The 14,462-nt window shown below is 64.5% G+C and carries 16 protein-coding genes; 7 read left to right on the forward strand and 9 right to left on the reverse strand.

Translation table 11 applies throughout. From position 1 onward, the window contains the following. Position 1 precedes the first annotated feature (1 nt). Positions 2–595: a GNAT family N-acetyltransferase gene (locus tag Q9316_RS04705; RefSeq protein ID WP_306034082.1), complete on the reverse strand. Its 594-nt coding sequence runs from the start codon at positions 593–595 to the stop codon at positions 2–4. 281 nt (positions 596–876) lie between these two features. Here Q9316_RS04705 and Q9316_RS04710 point away from each other — a divergent pair, with 281 nt between their 5' ends. Next, positions 877–1,026 carry a DUF1127 domain-containing protein gene (locus Q9316_RS04710; RefSeq protein ID WP_306034083.1) on the forward strand — a complete coding sequence of 50 codons (150 nt, stop codon included), beginning with the start codon at positions 877–879 and terminating at the stop codon, positions 1,024–1,026. A 122-nt stretch (positions 1,027–1,148) separates the two neighbouring features. On the opposite strand, the gene Q9316_RS04715 is transcribed toward Q9316_RS04710, so the two are convergent. Together Q9316_RS04715 and thrC are read right to left on the reverse strand one after the other, a co-directional pair. Further along, the gene (locus Q9316_RS04715; protein ID WP_306034084.1) at positions 1,149–2,447 is read right to left on the reverse strand and encodes a M16 family metallopeptidase; all 1,299 of its coding nucleotides are present in this window, start codon (positions 2,445–2,447) and stop codon (positions 1,149–1,151) included. 17 nt (positions 2,448–2,464) lie between these two features. Next, entirely contained in the window at positions 2,465–3,862 is a 1,398-nt protein-coding gene (gene thrC / locus Q9316_RS04720; RefSeq protein WP_306034085.1) for a threonine synthase, read from the reverse strand. 226 nt (positions 3,863–4,088) lie between these two features. Between thrC and Q9316_RS04725 the strand changes: the two genes are divergently transcribed. Continuing rightward, positions 4,089–4,655: a hypothetical protein gene (locus Q9316_RS04725; protein ID WP_306034086.1), complete on the forward strand. Its 567-nt coding sequence runs from the start codon at positions 4,089–4,091 to the stop codon at positions 4,653–4,655. Positions 4,656–4,727: 72 nt separating this feature from the next. Here the strand turns inward: Q9316_RS04725 and Q9316_RS04730 are convergent, their stop codons facing one another. Both Q9316_RS04730 and Q9316_RS04735 read right to left on the reverse strand, forming a co-directional pair. Continuing rightward, entirely contained in the window at positions 4,728–5,417 is a 690-nt protein-coding gene (locus Q9316_RS04730) for an HAD family hydrolase (RefSeq protein WP_306034087.1), read from the reverse strand. A gap of 317 nt (positions 5,418–5,734) precedes the next feature. Beyond that, entirely contained in the window at positions 5,735–6,445 is a 711-nt protein-coding gene (locus Q9316_RS04735; protein WP_306034088.1) for an ArsR/SmtB family transcription factor, read from the reverse strand. 72 nt (positions 6,446–6,517) lie between these two features. Here Q9316_RS04735 and Q9316_RS04740 point away from each other — a divergent pair, with 72 nt between their 5' ends. Together Q9316_RS04740 and Q9316_RS04745 are read left to right on the forward strand one after the other, a co-directional pair. Then, complete coding sequence (locus Q9316_RS04740; protein ID WP_306035211.1) at positions 6,518–6,847, forward strand: NIPSNAP family protein; 330 nt, start codon at positions 6,518–6,520, stop codon at positions 6,845–6,847. Then, a complete protein-coding gene (locus Q9316_RS04745) occupies positions 6,844–7,191 on the forward strand; it encodes an antibiotic biosynthesis monooxygenase family protein (protein WP_306034089.1) in 348 nt (115 codons plus the stop codon). The genes Q9316_RS04740 and Q9316_RS04745 overlap by 4 nt, the downstream gene beginning before the upstream one ends. Positions 7,192–7,227: 36 nt before the next feature. Here Q9316_RS04745 and Q9316_RS04750 read toward each other — a convergent pair whose 3' ends face one another. Beyond that, positions 7,228–8,898, reverse strand: coding sequence for a vWA domain-containing protein (locus Q9316_RS04750; protein ID WP_371877957.1), 1,671 nt, complete (start codon positions 8,896–8,898; stop codon positions 7,228–7,230). A gap of 236 nt (positions 8,899–9,134) precedes the next feature. On the opposite strand from Q9316_RS04750, the gene Q9316_RS04755 reads away from it, so the two are divergent. Continuing rightward, a complete protein-coding gene (locus Q9316_RS04755) occupies positions 9,135–10,265 on the forward strand; it encodes a site-specific DNA-methyltransferase (protein WP_306034090.1) in 1,131 nt (376 codons plus the stop codon). Between the two features lie 288 nt (positions 10,266–10,553). On the opposite strand, the gene Q9316_RS04760 is transcribed toward Q9316_RS04755, so the two are convergent. Genes Q9316_RS04760 through mutY form a run of 3 tightly spaced genes read right to left on the reverse strand, consistent with a single transcriptional unit; the run spans position 10,554 to position 12,653 of the window. Beyond that, positions 10,554–10,961, reverse strand: coding sequence for a nuclear transport factor 2 family protein (locus Q9316_RS04760; RefSeq protein ID WP_371877958.1), 408 nt, complete (start codon positions 10,959–10,961; stop codon positions 10,554–10,556). Beyond that, positions 10,945–11,562, reverse strand: a complete 618-nt coding sequence (locus Q9316_RS04765) for an HAD family hydrolase (protein ID WP_306034091.1) — start codon at positions 11,560–11,562, stop codon at positions 10,945–10,947. The genes Q9316_RS04760 and Q9316_RS04765 overlap by 17 nt, the downstream gene beginning before the upstream one ends. Further along, positions 11,559–12,653, reverse strand: a complete 1,095-nt coding sequence (gene mutY, locus Q9316_RS04770) for an A/G-specific adenine glycosylase (RefSeq protein WP_306034092.1) — start codon at positions 12,651–12,653, stop codon at positions 11,559–11,561. Before mutY ends, Q9316_RS04765 begins: the two co-directional genes overlap by 4 nt. Positions 12,654–12,861: 208 nt before the next feature. Between mutY and Q9316_RS04775 the strand changes: the two genes are divergently transcribed. Both Q9316_RS04775 and Q9316_RS04780 read left to right on the forward strand, forming a co-directional pair. After that, on the forward strand, positions 12,862–13,374 hold the full coding sequence (locus tag Q9316_RS04775; protein WP_306034093.1) for a DUF721 domain-containing protein: 513 nt from the start codon (positions 12,862–12,864) through the stop codon (positions 13,372–13,374). A 181-nt stretch (positions 13,375–13,555) separates the two neighbouring features. After that, the gene (locus Q9316_RS04780) at positions 13,556–14,404 is read left to right on the forward strand and encodes a DsbA family protein (protein ID WP_306034094.1); all 849 of its coding nucleotides are present in this window, start codon (positions 13,556–13,558) and stop codon (positions 14,402–14,404) included. The last annotated feature ends 58 nt before the right edge of the window (positions 14,405–14,462 follow it).

Consider the following 14,462-nt stretch of genomic DNA (forward strand, 5'->3'; position numbering starts at 1 on the left):
CTCACGACTGCCTGTCGGCTGCCAGAAGCGAGAACATCAGGTGGTCGCGCCACTCCCCGTTTATCTTCAGATACTCCCGAAGGTAGCCTTCCTGCTGAAAGCCGGCCTTTTCAAGGAGACGGATGCTTCTTGTATTGTCTGGAATACAGGCTGCCTCGATACGGTGCAACTGAAGGCTCGAAAAGATATAGGTTATGGCCAGTTTCAGGGCGCCGTGCATGTGGCCCTGGCCGGCATGCCGCTCGCCCATCCAATAGCCGACCATGCAGCATTGCGCCGCCCCGCGCCTGATATAGCCGATGGTCAGCCCGCCCAGCAGCATGTTTTCCGCGCGCGTGAAGACGAGGAGCGGCACGGCCTGGCCGGACGAAAATTCCTGTTCATTTCTGAGAACGCGGGCGCGGAACGAGCTCTCGGTCAGCTCGTCGTTGCGCCAGGTCGGCTCCCACGGCACGAGGAAGCGCCGGCTTTCAGAACGCAGCGCATACCATTGTCGGTAATCCTGGAAGCGGGGGAGGCGAAGCATGTGCCGTTCGCTGGCAAGCTCGACGGTGTCGGACTGCCGCGACAGAAACCGAAAAACCGACCGTGCCATTCAGTCCTCCGTGCGCGCCGATGCAATGGTGCGCCTCTCGGTCAAGATTATGCCGAGAGGCTTGCCGGCGTCAAATGGTGGGGCGGTTTTACAGCGCAAACATTGTTGCCCCTGCTGCACGATGCGAAGAGCATCGCGGCGCGAAAATTGGTCTTGTTTTGGTGCTATGCAAAAGCCGCATGCCTGCGGTGTAAGCATATGCATTTTCCCTAGGCAGGAGATCGACTATCTATTGATCAACACGAAGAGAAACACACAGACAAACCCAAAGGACCTGACAAATGAACGTTTTCGCAAAGCTCAAGAAGAACGCCGCCGACCGCCGCGCCGTCCGCGAACTCAACGCCCTCGATGACCGCGCCCTCCAGGACCTCGGCATCTCGCGCTCGAACATCCAGTCCGCCGTCAAGGGCTTCCTGGTATTCGGCTGATACTGTCCGGGAAAACGGGCGCGAAGCGGCTCCTCCCGCCGACTGATCCGCGCCCTTCATCCCCGCATCAACAACCCGCCGCAAGGCGGGTTTTGTTTTGCGTGGAATTCGCTGGCGAAGCCTCAGCTCGCCGCGCGGTCCGGCACCGAGGCGCGCGACAGCGAGCGCGCGATGTCGCCGGTCGGCACGAGATGGTCCAGCGGGCCGATGGCCGAGATCGTGGGCACCGTGTCGAAGAACAGGCGGCCGGCAAGGTCCGTCAGGCGTTCGATGGTGATGCCGGCGAGGCGCTCCATCAGCTCCTCGTTGGGGATAGGACGGCCGTAGAGCATCATCTGGCGGGCGATCTGGCCGGCGCGGGCGGCCGGGCTTTCCTGGCCCATCAGCAGCTGTGCGCGGATCTGCGCGCGGGCGCGCTCGATTTCCTGCTGCTCGATCGTCTCGGACGACTTCTTCAGTTCGTCGAAGATGACGGGCATCAGTTCCGGCAGGTTCTCGCCGCCGGTCGCGGCGTGGATGCCGAAGATGCCGGTATCGGAAAAGCCCCAGTGGAACGCATAGATCGAGTAGCAGAGGCCCCGGTGCTCGCGCACTTCCTGGAAGAGGCGGGAGGACATGCCGCCGCCGAGGATGTTGGCGAGGATCTGCGAACAGTAGAAGTCGCGGGCGTGATAGGCCTTGCCCTCGAAGCCGAGAAGAACCTGCGCGTCCATCAGGTCGCGCGTCTCGCGAATGTCGCCGCCGGTATAGCGGGCGGGCTCGAAGACCGGAGAGATCTTGGGCGCGGTCGGCAGGCTGGAGAAACGATCCTCGACCTGGCGCACGAATTCCTCGTGGTTCACCGCGCCGGCCGCCACGACGAACATGCGGTCCGTCGTGTAATTGCGGTCGAGATAGCTGCGGATTTCGCCCGGCGAGAAGGAGAGCACGGTTTCCGGCGTGCCGAGGATGGCGCGGCCGATGATTTGGTCGCGATAGGCGACCTCGGAGAACTTGTCGAAGACCACGTCGTCGGGCGTGTCGTTCGCCGCGCCGATCTCCTGCAGGATGACGTGCTTCTCGCGGCGAAGCTCGTCCTCGTCGAAGACCGATTCCGTCAGGATGTCTGCGAGGATGTCGACCGCGAGCGGGACGTGGTCCTTCAGCACGCGGGCATAGTAGGAGGTGGTTTCCGTCGAGGTGGCGGCGTTGACCTCGCCGCCGACATTTTCGATTTCCTCGGCGATCTGGCGGGCGGAGCGGCGCTCCGTGCCCTTGAAGGCCATGTGTTCCAGAAGATGGGCGATGCCGTGCTCGTCCGCGGTTTCGTTGCGTGACCCAGACTTGATCCATACGCCGAGAGCGACGCTCTCGAGATGGGGCATGTTTTCCGTCACCACGGTCAACCCGGATGCGAGCCGGGTGCACTCAACTTTCATCATGCGCACTTTCTGCGTTTCTAGCCTCGAACCCGCGTATGTTTCCCGATGAAGCCTTCAACCGCATCGAGTTCCGCATCGAGGACGTCGAACCGCTCCTCCCTTTGCATGAGGTCAGCAAGCCACGTCGGAAGCGCCGGGTCAATACCGCATGCCGATTTTACTGCGGCGGGGAATTTCGCCGGGTGGGCGGTGGCGAGCGTCACCATGGGCGCGTTCGCCTTCTCGTGCTTTGCCGCCACGAAGACGCCGATCGCCGAATGCGGATCGAGCAGGTAGCCCGTGTCGGCAAGCGTCTGGCGGATCGTCGCCGCGACCTGCTTTTCGGATGCGCGGCCGGCGCGGAACTCCTTGCGGATCGCCTTCAACGCGTTCTCCTCGATGTCGAAGGCGTTGGACTGCTTGAGGCTCGCCATGGCCCGGCGGACGGCGCCGGCATCGCGGCCGTGCGATTCGAACAGCAGCCGTTCGAAGTTCGACGAGATCTGGATGTCCATGGAGGGCGAGGTGGTGGCCTTGACGTCCTTCATCTCGTAGCGGCCGGTCTTCAGCGTGCGGGCGAGGATGTCGTTCTCGTTGGTGGCGATGACGAGCTTGTCGATCGGCAGACCCATGCGCTTGGCGGCGTAGCCGGCGAAGATGTCGCCGAAATTGCCCGTCGGGACCGTGAAGGAGATCTTGCGGTCCGGCCCGCCGAGCGCGACCGACGTCGTGAAGTAGTAGACGATCTGGGCCATGATGCGCGCCCAGTTGATCGAGTTGACGCCGGAAAGCTTCACCCGGTCGCGGAACTTTGCATCGTTGAACATCGCTTTGACGAGGTTCTGGCAGTCGTCGAAATTACCCTTGACGGCGAGCGCGTGGACGTTCTTTTCCGTCGAGGTGGTCATCTGGCGCTGCTGCACCGGCGAGACCTTGCCTTCCGGGAAGAGGATGAAGATATCGGTGCGCTCGCGGCCGGCGAACGCGTCGATCGCCGCCCCACCGGTATCGCCCGAAGTGGCACCGACGATGGTGGCCCGCTCGCCGCGTTTCGCCAGCGCATGGTCCATCAGGCGGGCGAGAAGCTGCATCGCCACGTCCTTGAAGGCGAGCGTCGTGCCGTGGAAGAGCTCCATGACGAAGGAGTTCGGTCCGGTCTGGACGAGCGGCGCGATCGCCGGATGCCGGAAGGTGGCGTAGGCCTCGTCGATCATCGCCCGGAAGTCTTTGGCGGGAACGTCGCCCTCGACGAAGGGGGAGAGCACGGTGAAGGCGATCTCCTGGTAGGACTTGCCGCGCAGCGCCCGGATCTCCTTCTTGGAGAATGTCGGCCATTTGCGTGGCACGTAGAGCCCGCCGTCGCGGGCAAGGCCGGCCAGAAGCGCATCGGAGAAACCGAGGGAAGGGGCCTCGCCCCGGGTCGAAACATAATCCACGTTCAGGCGTCCTTGGATTTGCAAATGCCGTTGCGTCCTGCCCGACTGGCGAGCAGAAGGGCCTGTTCGAAATTCTGCGGGCGGTTTCATTCGACAATCGATTTTTCCCCGCGCCGCTGCTATAGACCATCGCCTGGGGTCGTGAAAAGGCCCGTAAAACGAGTTCCGAAAGGCTTGGACGCCGGGGGCGGGGCCTGATTGCAGGGGTTGAAGTAACGTGTTTGGAATGACCATCCGCCGCTTTCTCGGCATTTCCCTTCTCGCCGTCGTCGCCGGCTGCAACCAGACAGACAAGCCTGCCGATCTCGGCGTGACGAGCGATCCGTCCGGCCTCGAGACGGCGCACCAGCAGCAGACGCAGGTGGCCGTGGTGCAGGGTTCGTGCCCGCAGGTCTACCTGCGCGACGGCACGGCCGTGCTGCAGCGCTACGGCAAGGGCGCCAAGGACGATCCGCAGAACCTCGCCTACCAGGTGACGCTTGCCGACACGACGCGCCAGTGCGTGATGAACGAGAACCAGCTCGTGATGACGGTGATGGTGCAGGGCCGCATCGTGACGGGTCCGGCGGGCGCGGCCGGCTCCACGGTGAACGTGCCGATCCGCGTCACCGCGTCCGATGGCAGCAACACGGTCTATTCGGAAGTCGTGCAGCAACCGGTCACCATTCCCGCCGATAGCGGCGCAGGCCAGTTCATCTTCACCAAGTCCGATGTCGCGCTTCCGGGCGGCTCCGGCGGCTTCCTGCGGGTCTATATCGGCTTCGACGACGGCCCGGCGAAGAAGAGGAAGTAGGATTTCAATTCCCTGAAATGAGAAAGGCCTCGGAAATGCTTCCGCGGCCTTTGTTTTTGCCGATGGGCAGGATCAGATCGCCTCGCGCCATTCGGCCAGCGCGGCGATCATCTCCGGCAATTCGCTCATGCGCGAGATCACCGTTTCCGCGCCGGCTTCCGTCAGACGGTCGGCATGCGAGGGATAGGTGTGCGAGGCGCCGGTGAAGCCGACGACGCGCATGCCGGCGGCGCGGGCGCCGGCGATGCCGTGCACCGAATCCTCGATCACCAGCGTGCGGGCCGGATCGGCGTTGAACTGCTTGGCGCCGTGCAGGAAGATATCCGGCTTCGGCTTGACGCGATCCGGGCCGAGATCCTTGGCCGAATAGACATGCGGCGCGAAGATCTCCTTCAGGCCGACCTTGGAGAGCATCATGTCCAGGCGGTGCGAGGCCGAGTTCGAGCAGATGCAATAGGGCTTGCGGATGCGCGAGAGCATCGCCTTGACGCCGTCGATCACCTTTACCTCGGCGGCAAGCCGCGCATCGAGCAGCTTCTCCGACTTGTCGAGCAGCGAGGCGGAGAGGGGAATGGCGGCCTCGCGCTCGATGGTCAGCAGGATGTTGTGCCAGGTCATGCCGGCAAAGCGCTCGCCCATCTCCTCGCTGCCGATCGGATAGCCCGCTTCCGTGAGCAGCCGCGATTCCACTTCCGCCGCGATGATTTCCGAATCGACCAGAACGCCGTCGCAGTCGAAGATGATGAGATCGAAACCGTCCATGACCTGCCGTCTTTCAAAGGGGCAATTCCGGCAAGGGGAACTGCAGAAGAACAATGGGGCGCACGCGCCCATGAAGCCGCCGGTTCCCTACACGAAAGGGCCTTGCGGAACAATCGCCGATTCCGGGATAGAGCTATGCGTGGGGGCTGCGGCGCGTGATGAAGGCGCCTTGGAATAAAAGCCCCTCCCCAACCCCTCCCCACAAGGGGGAGGGACTTAACGTGCGGCACGCTCGGCGTAAAAATCGGGAATGAGGAGCAGGCGGCTTGCGTTCTCCCCCCTTGTGGGGGAGATGCCGGCAGGCAGAGAGGGTCTTCCTATCCGCTGATACCGTCGATGAGGGCACTCGTCCCCGGAAACAGCGCCAGGAACCGCCGCTCGCCTTCGCCGGTGAAGCGGATGGCGCGGCTGTCCTTCTCGCGCTTCGCCCAGCCGTCCTCGATGAAGCGGGCGAGGATCGCCTCGCCGAGCGAGCCGGCAAGATGCGAGCGCCGCTCGCTCCAGTCGAGGCAGGTGCGGCAGACGGGGCGGCGCTGCGCCTTGAGGGCGGCGACATCGATGCCGAGCGCGCCGACGCGCGACTCGCCGGACGGCGTCAGCATGGCCTCGTCGCCGTCGAGCGTGACGTCGCCGCCCGCGACCAACCGGTCCAGCATGCGCACGCCGAAATCGCCGGCGAGGTGGTTGTAGCAGACGCGCGCCTTGCGCAACGCCGGGTCCTTCGGGCCGGGGCGGCTGCGCATGAGCCCGCGATTGGCCGCAAAGCCCATGATGCCCTCAAGCAGCAGCCCCACCTCGTCGTCGGCCAGCGCGAAATAGCGGTGCCGGCCCTGCTTGCGCTGGGCGATCAGCCCGCCGCCCTCCAGCCGGGAGAGGTGGGAGCTTGCCGTCTGCAGGGTGATGCCGGCCGCGCCGGCAAGCTCCGTGGCGGTCAGCGCCTGCCCGCCCATCAGCGCGGTCAGCATGTTGGCGCGGGCGGGGTCGCCGATCAGCGCGCCGATCTGTGAGATGTCGGGGCCTTCTTTCATAGTTCGATGATAGCCGAAGCATTCGTGTTCGGCAATGTGGGAAAAGGGAGCATCGAAAACGAGGACCAGACCATGATCACCTGCTTCATCCGCTACGAGATCGACCCGTTCCGCAAGGACGCCTTCGCCGCCTATGCCCGCAACTGGGGCGAGGCGATCCCGCGTTGCGGCGCCGACCTGATCGGCTATTTCGGCCCGCACGAGGGTTCCTCCACCACCGCCTACGGCGTCTACAATATCGAAAGCCTCGCCGCCTACGAGGCCTATCGCGCTCGGCTTCTCGCCGATCCGCTCGGCCGCGAGAACTACGATTTTTCCCGCAAGGAGCGCTTCATCCTCAAGGAAGACCGCATCTTCCTGAAAAACGTCTCGCTGCCCCATGCGCGAAGGGTGATGCCATGATCGCGGTGATCTTCGAAGTGGTGCCGGCGCCTGGCCGCATGGACCTCTATCTCGATACGGCGCGGGACCTGCGCCCGCTGCTCGAAAACATCGAGGGTTTCATCTCCATCGAGCGCTTCCGCAGCCTGACGGACCCGACGCGGCTGCTCTCGCTCTCCTTCTGGCGCGACGAGGCGGCGGTGAAAGCCTGGCGCAACACCGAGGAGCATCGCGCCGCCCAGTCCCTCGGCCGCGATGTCGTGTTCGACGCCTATCGCCTGCGCATCGCCAGCGTCCTGCGCGACTACGGCCTCAACGACCGCGACGAGGCGCCCGGCGACAGCCGGGCCTTCCACGCGGCCTGATGCAGGGCTGCCCGCCGGAGCGGGCCGCTGCATGGCCTATTGCACGGCCACTTCGGAGCGCTCCCCGGCCTTCACCGTGGCAGTCACCTCCTTCGGCGCGACGTCGCCCTCGTATTTGACGAGAAGCACATAGTCGCCGGTCGGAAGCGTATCCTGCACTTCGGCGCCGTAATGCGTGGCGATGGACTTGCGGTTGCCCTGGATGTCCTTCTTGGCGCTGAGGATTTCCACGCTGGCAGCGCCGGGCGCGGTGACCGCCAGCACGCCGGCATTCATGTTGACGACGACCTCCTGCATCTCGCCGGCCTTCGCGGTGAAGGGGATTTCGCCCGTCGCCGAGCCGAGCTTGGCCGTCAGCACGAAATCGCCGGCCGGCACGTCGAGCTTGGTGCCGGTGCCGTAGGTGTAGGCCACGCTCTTGCGGTTGCCGTCGATGGCTTTCTTTGCCTCCACCACCTCGAAGAACACGTCGCGGGAATCGACGTCCGGCCCACCTTCCGCATAGACCGCCTTGTTGAGCACGATGCCCGAGCCGATGACGAGGTCACGCTCGAGCGTCTCGCCCGCCTTGACCGTGACGGTCTCCGTCACCTTGGAAGGGCCGATGGAGCCGTTGAGCCTCACCTCGCCGGCAGATGCATAGAACTTCGCCGTGCCGTAATAGGTGGTGGAATAGTCTCCGAACGCGATCTCCACCGCCGCATCGGGATCGGCCTCTGCCTCCTGCGGCGTGCGCTTCGGCTTGATGATCAGCCGGCCGGCATCGAAGTTGACGAAGGGCTTCGCCACCTCGCCGTCCTTCACCTCGAAGGGCACCTCGCGCTTGATCGCACTTTGCAGCGTGGCGACGGCGACGTATCTGCCGGGCGGATAGTTGCCCGAATAGGCGCCCTTGTACTGGCTTTCGATATAGTCGCCGGCCGGCGCGCCGTTCGCGTCCGCCTTGTAGATCTGCCAGAAGACGTCGCTGTTCTCGCCGAGCGACGGGCCGCCCTCGGAAAGCACGCTGTCGAGCTCGGTGTTGAATTCGACCGCCGGCTCGGGCTCGGGCACTGCCTCAGCAACCTCCTCTTTCGGCTTGGACATCGGCGCTTCCGCCACCGTTTCCGTCAGCGCCGCGACGAGCTGGGCGGCGTCGGCGGCCTGGAAATATTTGCCGCCGGTGTTTTCGGCAAGGCAGGCGACCTGCCTGCCTTCCTCCGCCGTCAGCCCGAAGCCGACGACATGGGTGGTGAAATCGACGCCCTTGCTTTCGAGCGCCGAGGCGAGCGCGCAAGGATCGGCCTCGCAGGTCTCCAGCCCGTCCGTCACCAGCACGACGGTCGCCTTGTCCTCGGTGTATTTGAGGATGTCGGCCGCCTGCTCGACCGATTGCGTCAGCGGCGTCTTGCCCTTCGGGTTGAGTCCGTTGACGAAGGCGGTGATGGCGTTTTGCGTGCCCGCGCCCGGCGGCACGGCCAGCTCGATATCGCTGCACGAACCCTTCTCGCGGTGGCCGTAGACCATCAGGCCAAGCTCGGTGCCGTCAGGCACCGATTTGAGCACCGTGCCCAGCGTCTCGCGCGCGATCTCGATCTTGGATCGTCCGCCGATCTGGCCCCACATGGAGCCGGAGGCGTCGAGCACGATCATCGTCTTGTCGGCGGCGATGCCCTCGGTGGCGGCAAGAAGCCCCGCCACAAGCATGAAGACGGCTTTCAGTCGCACGATTGTCCTCCCCTTTTCCGGAAAATCCGGCCGTCCCCGTCCTTGGCGACGTGGCCCTGTCCCCCGGAAAACGTGTGGGGGAGGGCGTCTATTCGCTCTTGCTTGAATTGATCGCAAGGTCCCGTTGCAAGACGGTTTTCGCTTTTTCTCCAAACCCTTCAGCCTTTGGTAACCATCTTCGGTAACCATGTGCACCATCAAGTTCCGTTCCGAGTAAGCGTATCAGCGAGTATAAAATGCCATCTGTTCTTTCGCTTGCAGACGTCTCCCGTTCGCCCCGCAAGAGCGGTTGGCTCGACACGATCATCAAAGGCGATTGCGTCGCCGCGCTCGAGGCGCTGCCGGACCAGTCCGTCGACGTCATCTTCGCCGACCCGCCGTACAACCTCCAGCTCGGCGGCGCGCTGCACCGGCCGGACCAGAGCCTGGTCGATGCCTGCGACGACGAATGGGACCAGTTCTCCTCCTTCGAGGCCTACGACGCCTTCACGCGCGCCTGGCTGCTCGCCTGCCGCCGCGTGCTGAAGCCCTCCGGCACGATCTGGGTCATCGGCTCCTACCACAACATCTTCCGCGTCGGTGCGACCTTGCAGGATCTCAATTTCTGGATCCTCAACGACATCGTCTGGCGCAAGACCAACCCGATGCCGAACTTCAAGGGCCGCCGCTTCCAGAACGCGCACGAGACGATGATCTGGGCGACGCGCGACCCCAAGGCCAAGGGCTACACCTTCAACTACGACGCCATGAAGGCGGCCAACGACGACGTGCAGATGCGCTCGGACTGGCTGTTCCCGATCTGCAACGGCGGCGAGCGCCTGAAGGGCGCGGACGGCAAGAAGGTGCATCCGACGCAGAAGCCGGAAGCCCTGCTCGCCCGCATCCTGATGGCCTCCTCCAAGCCGGGCGACGTGGTGCTCGATCCGTTCTTCGGCTCCGGCACGACCGGCGCCGTCGCCAAGCGCCTCGGCCGCCATTTCGTCGGCATCGAGCGCGAGCAGGCCTATATCGATGCCGCCCGCGAACGCATCGAGGCGGTAGAGCCGCTCGGCAGCGGCACGCTTTCCGTGATGAGCGGCAAGAAGGCCGAACCGCGCGTCGCCTTCAACACGCTGATCGAAAGCGGCCTTATCCAGCCGGGCACCGTGCTGACGGATGCGCGCCGCCGCCACAGCGCCATCGTGCGCGCCGACGGCACGCTCGCTTCAGGTAACGAGGCCGGCTCGATCCATCGCGTCGGCGCCAGGGTGCAGGGGCTCGATGCCTGCAACGGCTGGACCTTCTGGCACTATGCCGAAGGCGCCGAGCTGAAGCCGATCGACGCGCTGCGTGCCGTCGTGCGCTCGGGAATGGCCGGCCTCGAATAGCCGGCAGCCCACCCGAAAAACCTTTCTCCAGCCGCGGCCTCCGGTGTCCCTGCACCGGGGGCTGTGGCTTTTAAAAGTCCAAGTTTTTTACAGCAGCAACCCCAACTTCGGCAGCTTCGATTCAGGTGATGTTAACCATCGGGCGCTTACTGTGATCGAGCAAACACATCAGGCCAAGCAACGGAAATCGTTGTGGAAAGCCAGGGCCGATCAACCGGCGAGGCAGGCAGGATATCGCTTTTCCGGTTTTTGTACCTTCAGTCCCGGAAATGCGAAAACGCCCGGAGCTCACAAGGCTCCGGGCGTTTCGGTTTCCCGGTCATCGACATCGACGCGCACAATGCGGCCCTTCGCGTCGAAGGTCACTGTCTCCTCGCCCGAGCGGCGGGAGACCAGCCCGGAATGCCGGCTCGTCGCCACGAGGCTCCAGAGCGAACGCGCCGCGCGAGGGGACACCCGCTCGACCAGCGAATCCTCCGCCCGCTGGTCGGGAAATTCCTCGAAATAGCGGCGGAAGGCATCGAGGATCGCCGCGCGGCCCTTAATGGAGCCGCCGGTGCCGGCCGAGCGGTAGACCGCATCATCGGCGAAGAAGGCACTGATGGCCGAAAAGTCGAGGGCGGCGATGGCGGCGTGGTAGTCGCGCACCGCCTGCACCGGGTCGAAATCGATAGGGGTATCAGAGCGTGATGCCATGGGCGGCAAGGTCGCTCTTCAGCTTTTCCGGATCGGTGAACAGCACGGCGTTCCAGCCGGCAAGCCGCGCGCCCTCGACATTGGCGGGGGCGTCGTCGATGAAGAGCGTATGGGCCGGCGACAGGCCGAAATCGCGGGCATGCTTCTCGTAGATCGCAAGGTCCGGCTTGATGAGCCCGGCCTCGCCGGAAACCGTGACGCCGCGCGGCATATCGAGGAAGGGGAACAGCTTGCGCGCTTCCTTGAACGTGTCGGCCGCGAAATTGGTGAGCATGGTCACGTCGCGGCCTTCGGTGATCAGCGTCTCCATGATGGCGACGCTCTCGACATAGGCGTGCGAGACCATTTCGTGCCAGTATTTGCGGAAGGCGCGGATATGCTCGATGCGATCGGGATGCGCCTCGATCAGCAGCGCCTCGGCGTCTTCCCATTTGCGCCCGCGGTCCTGCTCCAGGTTCCAGTCGTGCGTGCAGACATTGGCGAAGAACCAGTTGCGTTCCGCATCGTCGGGAATGAGGCGGGTGAACGGGATATGCGGATCGTAGTGGATCAGCACCCTGCCGATGTCGAAGACGATGTGTCGGATTTCGATGCTGCTCATGCTTTCCTCGCCTTTTGAAATGCGTCGGGTATGGCCTGTTTTATTGCCTTCTTCATGACGGTCGGCAGCGCCTCGCCGTCGAGCGTCTCCTTCGGCTGCCACCATCCTTCGCCCGCATCCGCGATCCGCGATATCTTGGAACGGTAGACGGTGAGGCGCAACTCGAAATGGGTGAAGACATGGGTGACGGTGCCGCTCGCCTGCCATTCGGCCGGGAAGGGCGCCGCGGCCGTCCCCGTCTCGCCGTCGATGCGCGCCGTCCAGGCGCTGCCGGGCACTTCCGTCATGCCGCCGAGAAGGCCGCTCGTTTCCCGCTTGCGCAGGAACACCGCGCCCGTCTCGTCCTCGGCGACGAAGGCCGCGCCGAGCCGCACCGGCTTCTCCTTCTTCGCGGCCTTGCGCGGGTAGAGTTCGGGGTCCTCGCGGCCGAGCACGCGACAGTCCGCATTGAGCGGACAGAGCGCGCAGGCCGGCCGGCGCGGCGTGCAGATCGTCGCGCCGAGGTCCATCATCGCCTGCGCGAAGTCGCCCGGCCGGTCCGCCGGCGTCATCGCGGCGACGAGCGTGCGCATTTCGGGCTTTGCCGCGGGCAGGGGCGTCTCGATGGCGTGGAGGCGGGAGATGACACGCTCGACATTGCCGTCGAGCACCGCGCTCTTCCGGTTGAAGGCGATGGCCGCGATGGCCGCCGCCGTGTAGTCGCCGATGCCGGGCAGGGTCTTCAGCCCGTCCTCCGTATCGGGAAACACGCCGCCATGCTGGAAGGCGACGGCTTCGGCGCATTTCTTGAGGTTGCGGGCGCGGGCATAGTAGCCGAGACCCGCCCAGGATTTCATGACGTCCTCGGTGTCGGCATTGGCAAGGTCGCTCACCGTCGGCCAGCGCGACGTGAAGAGCGCGAAATAGGACTTCACCGCGCCGACGGTCGTCTGCTGCAGCATCACCTCGGAAAGCCAGATGCGGTAGGGGTCGGGCGTCACGCCGCGCGCCGCCATGGGCGGGCTGACCCGCCAGGGCAGGTCGCGATGGTGCCGGTCGTACCAGGCAAGGATGAGATCGGCGGGCGCCGCTGTCCGGTGGGCTTGGGTCATGATTTGCCTGATGGGGATCGTCGCGACCCTGTATGTCGATGCAGTTGCCGGCGCAAAACCGCTGCACACTTTTCTCGCAATTGATCTATAACTGGCGGAGTGGTCCGCGATCTTCAAGGTGCTTCGCGCAGGAAAAAGGAATATTTTCCCGTCGCGGTTCCAGCAGAAGCCTGCCTACGGAACCACGAAAACATGAGTAAGGTGAAACGTGAACAACAAGGCCGAAAAGCAGCGGCGCGGCATCGTCCAGATTAGTGAAGTGGCCAATGCCCTCATCGATCCGGTGCTGGCAAAACGCGCCGGCATCAACACGATGCTGCTCGGCTCGTGGGACGAGATCGCCGGCTCGCAGTTTGCCGAATGCACCCGGCCCGAACGCATCGCCTGGCCGCGCCGCGCCGCGGAAATGGCAGGCGAGGGCGGCGGCTACCAGCCCGGCGTGCTGACCATCGCCTGCGAGGGCGCGCGCGCGCTCTTTCTCAGCCACCAGCAGGGCGAGATCATCCAGCGCATCAACGGCTTCTTCGGCTTCCCGGCGATCAACCAGGTGCGGATCGTGCAGAAGCCGGTTTCGGCCGGCCCGCCCCGGCGTGCCAAGCCGCGCCCGCTGACCGGCGAGGCCGCGCGCCATCTCGACGACCTCGTGGTCGGCATCGAGGGCGAGGCGCTGAAGGCGGCCCTCATGCGGCTCGGCACGGCGGTGATCGGCCGCCGGCGCTAGCTTATCCGTAATCATCGAACGGTCACAATTCTTTGAAGTTACTCGCCTTAACTCCGCTTGTTCCCGCCCCAAAGCAGGTATAACGGGGGTGCTGACAGCAATTGCGGGGAAGTGTTCAGCGCTTCATCCGCGATTGCGCCGAGAGATCAAGAATTCCCCATCCCTTCCGACAGGAGAGACCATGTCCCTTTCCGAAATGAGCCTGATGAAGCGCCTCTTCTCCGGCGTTGCCGTCGCGGCGCTCGCCGTGACGCTGGCTGCCTGCTCCGACGACAAGAAGGAGGAGACCGCCAAGGCTCCCGAAACCACCCAGACGACGGGCGAAAGCGCAAGCTCGACGCCGGCGACGTCCACGGGCACGACGACCGAGACCTCCACGACCACGACCACGACGACGACCACGCCCGCCGCCGAGACGGCGCAGCAGAAGCCTGCCGCAGAGATCCCGTCCGCCGAGGGCGACGTGGACATGGCGGAAGTGCTCAAGCCCGGCGCGCTGCCGGACATGGCGCTCGGCGAGGCGAATGCGCCGGTAACCATCGTCGAATACATGTCGACGACCTGCCCGCACTGCGCGACCTTCCACAACAACACCTTCGATGCCATCAAGACGAAGTATGTCGATAGCGGCAAGGTTCGTTTCATCGTGCGCGAGTTCCCGTTCGATCCGCGCGCCGCGGCTGCCTTCATGCTGGCCCGCTGCAACCCGCAGGACCCCACGAAGCTCACCGAGGCGGGGCAGTATTTCCCGATGATCTCCATGCTGATGAAGCAGCAGGAAACCTGGGCCGCCGCCCAGGATGGCCGCGAAGCGCTCATGCAGATGTCCAAGCTGGCCGGTTTTACACAGGAGAGCTTCCAGGCCTGCTTGACGAACCAGAAGCTTCTGGATGATGTGAACGCGGTACGGGAACGCGGTGCCAAGGATTTCGGGATCGCAGCGACCCCGACCTTCCTGATCAACGGCAAGCGCTATTCGGGAGACATGTCGGTTGACTCCATGTCGGCCCTCATCGACAGCCTTCTCTGATCCTTCGACCGGTCTTGCGGCGGGCGACGGCGGAAGCCGTGCGCCCGCTTTTTATTGG

Source organism: Shinella zoogloeoides (genome assembly GCF_030733845.1).
Classification (GTDB): domain Bacteria; phylum Pseudomonadota; class Alphaproteobacteria; order Rhizobiales; family Rhizobiaceae; genus Shinella; species Shinella zoogloeoides_C.